This is a genomic window from Kitasatospora sp. NPDC058218 (genome assembly GCF_042882445.1).
Taxonomy (GTDB): Bacteria; Actinomycetota; Actinomycetes; order Streptomycetales; family Streptomycetaceae; genus Kitasatospora.
In genome coordinates this window covers 26,459-35,907 of sequence record NZ_JBHVWC010000088.1, presented here as the reverse complement: position 1 = coordinate 35,907, position 9,449 = coordinate 26,459, and the positions used below count along the sequence as shown (strand labels likewise).

Genomic DNA, 9,449 nt, shown 5'->3' with positions numbered 1-9,449 from the left:
CTCTGGGTCAACGGCGTCACCGTCGACTGGGCCGCACTGCACCAGGGACGCACCCCTCGACGGACCGCGATCCCGACCTACGCCTTCGACACCAAGCGCTACTGGATCGACGCTCCTGGATCTCCGGCTACCAGTTCTCGCTGACGGCGGACGCATCGGCGAATGCTCACGGCGCCGCACATGACAACGCACCGTCCACGATCCGTGGAAATCGTCGAAGGACCTCATTCATGCGTATCGGTCTGACCATTCCTTCTTTCAAGTGGCCCGGTGGTCCCGAGCACATCGGCGAGCACTTGGCTCGTATCGCCGGCACAGCAGATCAGGCGGGCCTGGCCAGCCTCTGGGTCATGGACCATTTCTTCCAGGCGCGGAACAACGGGCGCCCTGAAGACCCGATGCTCGACGGCTACGCCGCCCTGTCGTTCGCTGCGGCTCACACGTCACGAATCAGCCTGGGGGCGCTCTGCACGGGTGTGACCTACCGACACCCCGGTCTGCTCGGCAAGCTGATCACGTCACTCGATGTGTTGTCCAAGGGGCGGACGTACCTCGGGATCGGAGCTGCTTGGTACGAGGAGGAACACACGGGGTTGGGAGTGCCGTTCCCTCCGCTTGCCGAGCGTTTCGAACGTCTCGAGGAGACTCTGCAGATCATCTTGAAGATGTTCTCGGACGACCAGACACCCCACGTGGGCAATCACTACAGCCTCGACCGTCCCTTGAACTCGCCCCTGCCGTTGGGGCGGGTCGACGCCGACCGTGCGCATCCGCCCATCCTGATCGGCGGGTCCGGCGAACGTAAGACCTTGCGGCTGGTCGCTCAATACGGGGACGCCTGCAACCTCTTCGACACTCCCGATCTCCCGCGAAAGCTCGCCGTGCTGCGTGACCACTGCGTCAGCCTCGGACGGCCCTACGCGGCGCTCGAGAAGACGGCGCTCACGAACTTCCCTTGGAAGGCCGATCCGCGTAACGACATGAAGGCCGCCGTAGCGCACGTGACCAGGCTCGCCGAGTGGGGAATCGACCACGTCATCGTGGCCATGCCGGGCATTCAACGGCCCGACGCACTTTCGGCATTGAGCAGGGTCGCCGAGGAGGTCGCGGACATACCGCCGCAGGAACACTGAGCTGACCGCCCGCCTCGCCGGGAATCTGTCCCGTAATCGGTGGTAGCCGTGGGTGACATTGATGACCGCTCCCAGATCACCGACGGCATCAACGCACCCCACCACCAGCGACCCCACAAGCTCGGGCAGGGCCCGTCGATGAATTAGTGGTGCGTGTTGTGTCGACTTCTTTGCTGACCTCGCATGCATGACGTACCTGGCGAATTCGCGCGTGATCCGACCGGACGGGCAGTTGCCTGCCTCAGCCCGCCGGGTCGGTCGTAAACGAGAACGGCCAGAGGCGTTGTCATGGGCCGGGAGCCCGAAGCGCCAATCACGATTCCAGAACATCATCCTGATTGTTCCGATCCCTCCCCTCCGCGCAATGGAGCATGCCGTGACCTACGCAGATTCCGACCTGTCCACCGGCGAACCCGAGCGGCAGGGCCCTCTGACATTCGGGCAGATCGCGCAGCTCATGGAATACGAAGAGATTCTCACGAAGGCACCGGACGCCGCGTGGACCCGCACTCTGACCCAGCGATGGCCCGTCCCGGAATCCACCCCGACCGCCGCCGTTCGCGCCGCCCTTGCCCTGCTCTCGCGGCGACACGAGATCATCCGCACTACCTTCGGGCGGGACGGGTCCGGAAACCCGGTCCAGGTCGTCTGGCGAGCAGGCAGCGAGCGGATCAGGACCGTCGAGCCGGAAGCGAGCCCGACCAGCGACGCCTGGGTGGATTCCTATCTGGCCGCGCTGCGGCAGAAGCCACTGCCGTGCGACACGGAGCCGCCGATCAGTTTCGAGATCGTTGTCGACGGAGCTTCAGCAAAAGAAGTACTGATAGTATTCCATCACATCGTCGCCGACCATCAGAGTGTCCAGATCCTCCGTCGCGACTTCCTCAGCGCCTTGAACTCCCTGCGCCACGGAAAAGCGGAACCCGCCAGCCCTTCGCCCCGACAGCCGATCGACGAGGCGCTGATCCAGGAAGCTCGCGCCAACGCCGAGAACGACGGCCTGGAGAGCTGGCGCGAGGTGCTCGACGTCACCGCCCCCACGCAGTACCCGGTATGGGACGAAGGGCGATCGGCAGGCTACACAGCGACATTCGAGTCGGCAGACCTCCAGCACGCGGTCTCCGCCCTCTCCAAGCGGCACGGCCTGTGGCCGGCCCAGGCGCTGCTGGGGCTCTACGCATTCGCCATGGCCCGCTACACCGACTTGCCCACCGCTTCCATGTGCGTCATCTCCTCCAACCGGTTCGCCTACCCTTCCGCCGTTCACTGCTGCGCGCTGCGCGTTCCCGTTTCCATTCCATCGGATGCGGGACGTCCGGAGGAAATCATGAAGACTGTGGAGGCCTCGACCAAGAACCTGCACCGGAACGCGGACCACGACGCCCGTGCGCTTCGGAAGTTGCTGGACGAACGCCAGCAAAGCACAGGATTCAATACCCGCTTCAGGATGGAGTACAACTTCCTCTCCCGTCGCGGCGGATCCGTCGACCGAGGCATGCCACGCGACGCGCGCGCCCGGAGCGAGTTCCGTCACGAGCCCACCGATCCGGCCGACCCGACACTCACCTATTTCGCGGCACGGCCGGGCAGGGGGCGGGAGCCCCTGGTGATCTCCTTCGAATCCAACGAAGCCTTCTTGCCCGTTCCGGCCGCCGAGGCGCTGCTGCGCGCGATGGAAAGCCTGGGTGCGGCACTCGCGCAGGTCGGCCCCGATGCGCAGCGCCAGGTCGGGCAGGGAGCCGCTCCCTGGGCGGTGCACATGGCGGACGCCCTGGAGGCCCGGCCTCAGGCGACCGGCTTGGTTCCGTTCGGGACCGGATATGTGGACACCGCTCGGACAGTGCGAGCCATCGAGGTCGAACTGGGCGGCAAGCGAGCGGTCGAGGTGCTGGTGCATGACCGCGGAACGCCGCGCGAGCGGCTCGTCGCCCGCCTGTCGGAGGCTCCGGGAGCCGACGAGGTGTCGGACTTGCTGGCGGCACTGCGGCGTCGTGCCGACCAGGACCCCGCCCTGGTGATGCCGACAGAAGTTATGTGACATTTTATTTTGCGAGCACTCTGAGCGACCGGCCGGGCCGGCTGTCGCCCGTCCGTGGCGTCCGGCGGCCGCCGGACGCCACGGTCTCGTTCGCGGCCTTACCGCTCCCCGATGCTCCAGGCCGGTGCACTGGACTCCTGACGGTACGTTTCCCCCTCACCTGCGGTGTCGCAGGCTGAGTACGTCTGGAGTCATCAACGGTGGAAGCGGTGGGGTCGCACCACGAGATCCGATCAACCCGTCGGACGGCCGACGGGAGACTCAACATCCGTTGACACGCGCTCTTGTGACGCTCAGTCACAACACTTGGTCTCCGTGGGCTCCAGAACCGGAAGGCGCTCCTTGACCTCCCTTGAGTACGCCTCTTAACTTTGCAGCACAACGACCTCACTGATCCGTGCACGACATGCCACGGAGAGATCGTTCGTTGTCCGTGCCGGCAGACAAGAAGGGGTCAAGATGGCGACGACTGACGGTCGGGCGATGGTCCCGGGCTCCAGCGACAACGGTCACTGACATCACGGCAGTTGGCCGCTCACTTCGGGATCGGGCAGACGCATGCCTCGTTCTCGGAATGACCGGCACTGCGTGATCACCGCCACGCGAACGGCGCCACGTCCGTCCTCCTCGCGGCAGTGATGGCGGCCGCCCTTCGGGCCGGCGTGAGGTTCAGATTCCCGTACTTCGGCTGGGCGGCTGCCGTCAGGCAGCGCACAACAGCACAGCCGCACGTGGGACACGTCTGCATGCAGCCGTCGAACGACTCGACGCCGTGCGACTGATGCCCTTGTGGAACCAGCAGTACCACCAGTGAGGAAACAGTGCTGATCAAGAGTGCGAACTTGGGTGCGGCGCTCGATGGTTGGCTAGAGGCAAGTGCCTCCGCTCGACGACATACCCGCAGGTCTCATCGAGGATTCCGCCGCAGCGTCCGTGGACTTCATGCTCTGCGCGTTGATCAGCCGAATGCTGCTGGCCGATGGTGGTCCGGGGCTCGACCGCGGCGTCGAGTCGCCCGGTCCTGCCGGCTCGCCCCTGTGGTGGGCCGGGACTGGCCATCGAGCCGGGGTCGCAGCGGCAGCGAACCTTCGCGCGGGGATCACCGCCGACTTCGATTCGGTGAACCACTTGGCTGGTGGCCACCTGTCGGCGTTCCTGGCACCGGCACTTCTCGGTCGCACGGACGTGCCCCTGGACGAACCCCTTCGTTTGCAGACGCTTGCCACCGGGTTCGCCGTTCGCGTGGGCCAGGTCGTCAAGGACCGCCTCCCGGACGCGGCCGCTGTCCCTCCGCACACGCCGGTCGCCCTCTCCTCCCTCGTCACCGCGCTCGTCTCCGCGACCGTCGCCCTGGAGGTCGGCAGGATCGTGTGCGATTCCGGCAGGCTGCCCGTTCCCTGGACAACGTCATCCGCATCGACCACGGCACCGGGTCGGTGGCCATGCGGCCGGGCCGCTCGTTCAGCTGGGGCACCCGCGTGAGCTCTCCACTCAGGACGGCCCCTATCAGGCTCTGACGAGCCGACGATTCGACGAACAGAGACCAGCGCCGCCAGACCTCCACCTCTGCCAGCCCAGCAGCAGGTGTTCACCGTGAAAGTGAGATCCGTGTTTCCTTCTCCGCATGCGATCGCCAAGTCGTTCCGCTTCGAGTTGCTCGGCCCGATCCGTGCGTGGACGGGCGGCCGCGAGGTCGATCTGGGGTCGGCCAGGCAGCGGGCGGTCCTGGCCCGGCTGCTGCTGGCGACCGGTCAGCCGCACGCGATCTCCGACATCATCGAGGCGGTCTGGGGCGAGGAACTGCCGGGTAATCCGCGGAACCTCGTACACAAGTACGTGGGGGGCCTGCGCCGCGCCTTGGACCCTGAGGTCGGCGACGCCCGGGCGAGTGAACTGCTGCCGCTGATCGACACCGGCTACTCCTTGCTCGTCGACAGGGACCAGGTCGACCTCAACGTCTTCACGCAGACCGTTGCCGAGGGCGTCGCCCTGGTGGACATCGATCTGCCCACCGCCCGCGAGCGCCTGGACACGGCGCTGGGCCTGTGGCGCGGTGAGGCCTTCACCCCACTCTCCACCGAGTTCTTCGACACTCAACGCAGTCGCCTGATGGAGCGTTGCCTGTCGGCATTGGAAGACCGGATAGGCATTGACATCGCTCTCGGACTGCATGCCCAGGCGACGGCGGAGCTGATCAGTCTGCTGGTGGAGAACCCACTGCGAGAGCACCTGGCGGCGCTCCTGATGATCGCGTTCTACCGCTCCGGCCGCCAGGCCGACGCCCTCCGGGTGTTCCAGGACTGCCGCCGGAGGCTGACCCACGAGCTCGGCATCGAGCCGGCCCAGGAGCTCCAGAGCATCCAGCTCCAGATCCTGGCGGGCGAGCCGATTCGGACGATCGCCTTGTCCTGCGGCCGCGCGGTGACGCCCGGCACCCCGGACGGCCGAGGCCGACGGCACTTGAGCATGGACACGCCAAAGGGGAACGGCCAGCCCGGCGTGACAGCCCTGGAACACAGCCACCTCAAGCCCGACCTGGGCGACTTCACGGCGCGGGACCGGGAGATCGCGCAGATCTGCACCATCCTCGCAGAGCCGGCGGACGTCCCGCCTATCGTGGTGATCACCGGGAGCGCGGGCACGGGTAAGAGCGCCCTGGCGGTGCACGTGGCGAACCTCGTGCGGAGCCGTTTTCCCGACGGCCAACTCCACATCGACCTGCGAGGTATGTCGGCCGACCCCGTGACGCCGAGCCAGGCCCAGCACAGGCTCCTCCGCATGCTCGGAGTGGAAGAGGTCGACGAGTTCCTCAGCGGTGACGAATTGAGCGAGGTGTACCGGTCCGAACTCGGCAGTCGGACGCTCACGATCTTCGACGACGTCTCCGACGAGCGCCAGGTCCGTCCGCTGCTCGGGGCGGGGGCCACCCTGATCACCAGCCGCCGACGGCTCACCGGCCTGGAGGGGGCTCGTATGGTGGAGTTGGACGCGATGTGCGCGGACGATGCGCTGCGCATGCTGAGCGAAATCATCGGTCCCGAACGGCTCTCCACCGACCCCGCACAGGCCGCACGGATCGGACGGCTCACCGGCTCGCTGCCTCTCGCCCTGCGCATCGCGGGGGCACGTCTCCTGGCTCGTCCCCATTGGTCGTTGGGGCAGTTCGCGGATCGGTTGGCGGACGACGACCGCCGGCTGATGGAACTCGCGCACAACGACCTCGATGTCCGTGCGAGCCTCGCCGCGACGTTCCACCACTTGAACCCCACGAGCGCGAAGGCGTTCCTCCTGCTGGGCTTGCGAGGAGAGCAGTGCTTCTCCGTGCGCGAGGCGTCCGCCCTCCTCGGCGTCTCGGAGATCGACGCCACTGATCTGGTCGAGGAGCTCGTGGACCTGCGATTGGTCGATGCCCGTCGAACCGAGGGTGGTGGAGAGATCCGCTACCACCTGCCGGACCTCGTGCGTGACTTCGCGCGGGTCGAGGCTCAAGGGCGCTGTCACGTTGGCTGACGGGTGGGATGATCTTCGGATCGGCCGTGCTGAGGGGGATCACCCGTGCCGTCCGCGCCGCCGTCGTACAAGGGACAACGGTATCCGGTGGAGGTGCACACCCTGACCCAGCCTCAGGCGACCGCGCCCCCACCAACGTGACAACGCCCCCGGACGGGATGAGCGCCGATCGTCCTCCCGCAGCACGCCACGGCGGACTCCGTCAATGACACCGACGGGAGAGCCGCACGTGCTGCGGACGCGGTGCCGGGCCCGGAGTGGCCGCGACCGTGGGGCTACGCCGAACGAGTGACGCCCGTCGCGAGCCGCCTCTGGCCGGTCGACAGCGCGTGCGACGCTCGGGGCCGGCCACCAGTGCCCGGCCGTGGCATGCCACTCGCGGTCGGCAGGCACTGCGGACTGCTACCGAGAAGAGGCTTCACACGTGACCCGTCACCGCCGACCGAGCGGCCGTCCAGGCCGCGGCCGAGCCGTACTGGTGTCCATGACCGGCGTCTGTGCGGCTGCCTCGCTGGCCGTGGCGGTGCCCGTTGCAGTCGGCGCCGAGCACCGGCCGGGCGAGCGCGCGGCCAACACCGAGCACCGGGCCGGGTCCGTTCGCGGGGCCGGGACCCAGCGTCCGATCGGCCCGGACCCGGTCGTCACCGAGCTCGCGCACGGCAACCTGACGATGGCCTCCAACTCCGTGCTGACCTGTGATTCGAGCGACGGCACCGTCTGCTCCGACACCGAGGGTTCGAACAACGGCCGGACCATGTTCGTCAAGTCCGACCCCACCGCCCCGGGGCCCAACGCCTCCTCCGCGCAGCTGCTGCTCCCGGCCGGCGCCACCGTGCTCTCCGCGCGGCTCTACTGGCAGTTCAACCCCACCGGCACCAGCACCAACGGCACCTCCGGCGACCTCGCCACCGGCAACCAGGTGTACTGGAAGGTCCCCGGCTCCGGCAGCTACCAGCAGATCACCGCGGACACCTACGACTACTTCGACCAGCAGGTCGGAGGCACCCCGCCCGAACCGCTGATGGCCGCCGGCGCCGTCAAGGACGTCACCGCCGAGGTCAGGGCCGCGGGCGCGGGCAGCTACACCGTCTCCGACATCCAGGCCTGCAGCGGACGCTCCTCCGCGCAGAACTTCGGCGGCAACAACGTGGGTTGCTGGGGCGGCTGGTCCCTGGTCGTCGCCTACGAGGACCCGGCGCAGCCCCTGCGCTACCTGCAGGTCTGGGACGGCTACCAGCTGCTGCGCTCTCCCGACAACCTCACCACCCTCACCCTGGCCGGCATCCGCACCCCGGCCGGCGGCGCACCGGCGGCCACCATGGGCGTCACCCTCGGCGACGGCGACGCGCCGATCGCAGGTGACCAGGCCCTGGTCGGCTCCGACCTGGCCAACCTCACCCCGCTGCCGATGCCGGGACCGACCGGCGTCGCCACCGACAACGCCTTCACCAGCCGGATCGACAACGTCGCCGCCGACGGAACCGGCGCCAACATCACCACCCGCGTCCCGGCCCCGGTCAACAACTACGGCTACGACGCCCGGATGATCGACGTGACCGGCAGGATCCCCGCCGGCAGCACCCAGGCGCTGCTCCAGATCAACGGCGCGGGCGACGCGCTGCACCCCCAGGCGGTCTGGCTGGCCGTCGAGGCCCACGAGCCCGACCTGCAGCTGAGCAAGGCCAACGACCCGGCCGGGACGACGAACGACAACCCACCCGGCCTGGTCGACCCCGACGGCACCGTCACCTACACCTTCACCCTCACCAACCAGCACCCCGACGGCACCACCACCGACGTGGACACCGCCACCGACGTCACCCTCACCGACCGAATCCCGGCCGGTACCACCTTCGTGGCCGACTCCAACCCCGCCTGCTCGGCCGCCGGCGCCGTCGTCACCTGTACCCACCCCGACCTCGCCCCGGGTGAGAGCGCCACGATCTCCTTCAAGGTCAAGGTCGCCGCCGACAGCGCCCCGGGCACCACCCTGGACGACACCGCCGCCGTCACCTTCAAGGGCCAGCAGACCGGCCGGAGCCAGGAGCGCACCAGCAACACCGTGCGCAACACGGTGGCCGCCAAGCCCGCCTACACCGTCACCAAGACCGCCGACCGGACCAGCGCCCGCCCGGGCGACCAGGTCACGTACCACGTGGACATCGCCAACACGGGCAACACCGCGCTGACGGCCCTGACCGTCGCCGACGACCTGACCGGCGTCCTCGACGACGCCACCTACAACGGCGACGTCACCACCACCACGGGCACCACCACCTACACCGCCCCCCACCTCAACTGGACCGGGGAGCTGGCCATCGGCGGGAGCGCCCGGCTGACCTACAGCGTCACCGTCAAGGACCCGGCCGCGGGCGACAAGAAGCTGACCAACACCGTCACCGGCGACCAGCCCGGCGGCAACTGCCTCGTCGGCAGCACCGACCCGGCCTGCCGCGCGTCCGTCGACGTCGTCGTGCCCAGCCCGAGCCCCAGCCCGACGCCCAGCCCCAGCCCCACTTCGTCGCCGAGCCCCACCCCCACCAGCACTCCGACGACCGAGCCGAGCCCCAGCCACGGCCACAGCCCGCATCACAGCCCCAGCGGTCGGCCGGACCACGGCCACGGCGCGCTCCCCGAAACCGGTAGCCTCGCCGGGCCCGCCGCCCTGGTGGCGACGATCACCCTGACGGCCGGCGCCGTCCTCGTCGCCGTCTTCCGCCGCCGGGGCCGCCGCTCCTGAACAGCCGTGCCACGCCGGTGACGCCGGA

4 protein-coding genes are annotated in these 9,449 nt (G+C 68.5%); all 4 read left to right on the top strand.

Features of this window, described 5'->3' with window-relative positions; genetic code table 11:
- Positions 1-230 precede the first annotated feature (230 nt).
- Complete coding sequence (locus ACFVYI_RS38305) at positions 231-1,133, top strand: LLM class F420-dependent oxidoreductase (protein ID WP_387894208.1); 903 nt, start codon at positions 231-233, stop codon at positions 1,131-1,133.
- A gap of 376 nt (positions 1,134-1,509) precedes the next feature.
- On the top strand, positions 1,510-3,171 hold the full coding sequence (locus tag ACFVYI_RS38300; protein WP_387894206.1) for a condensation domain-containing protein: 1,662 nt from the start codon (positions 1,510-1,512) through the stop codon (positions 3,169-3,171).
- 1,608 nt (positions 3,172-4,779) lie between these two features.
- Positions 4,780-6,681: a BTAD domain-containing putative transcriptional regulator gene (locus ACFVYI_RS38295; RefSeq protein WP_387894204.1), complete on the top strand. Its 1,902-nt coding sequence runs from the start codon at positions 4,780-4,782 to the stop codon at positions 6,679-6,681.
- Between the two features lie 484 nt (positions 6,682-7,165).
- Positions 7,166-9,421, top strand: coding sequence for a hypothetical protein (locus ACFVYI_RS38290; RefSeq protein WP_387894203.1), 2,256 nt, complete (start codon positions 7,166-7,168; stop codon positions 9,419-9,421).
- Positions 9,422-9,449: the final 28 nt, after the last annotated feature.

Excerpts from the sequence above, each read along its gene's own strand:
- ACFVYI_RS38305 (WP_387894208.1), top strand. The coding sequence starts at position 231 with ATGCGTATCGGTCTGACCATTCCTTCTTTCAAGTGGCCCGGTGGTCCC.
- ACFVYI_RS38290 (WP_387894203.1), top strand. The coding sequence starts at position 7,166 with ATGACCGGCGTCTGTGCGGCTGCCTCGCTGGCCGTGGCGGTGCCCGTT.